We start from the raw sequence: 227 nt of genomic DNA, 5'->3' as shown, positions 1-227 counted from the left end.
AGTACAAGGCCGCCTGGTACGGGCGGGAAGTGATCGCGGTGGACCGCTTCTTCCCCTCGTCCAAGCTGTGCTCCCACTGCGGCACCCTCGCTGAGGCGATGCCGCTGCACGTCCGCACCTGGACGTGCGTCTGTGGTACGACCCACGACCGGGACGTGAACGCAGCGAAGAACCTGCTGGCCGCCGGACGGGCGGTTTCGGCCTGTGGAGCTGGTGTAAGACCTCAA

Annotated in this window: 1 protein-coding gene; it reads left to right on the top strand. The window is 66.5% G+C overall.

Features of this window, described 5'->3' with window-relative positions; translation table 11 throughout:
• Positions 1-227: zinc ribbon domain-containing protein (locus tag GFH49_RS00435; RefSeq protein WP_155053714.1), on the top strand; the 227-nt coding region annotated here is incomplete at both ends.

This window comes from Streptomyces blattellae (genome assembly GCF_009709555.1).
GTDB lineage: Bacteria > Actinomycetota > Actinomycetes > Streptomycetales > Streptomycetaceae > Streptomyces > Streptomyces blattellae.
This window is presented reverse-complemented; position numbering and strand designations above follow the sequence as displayed.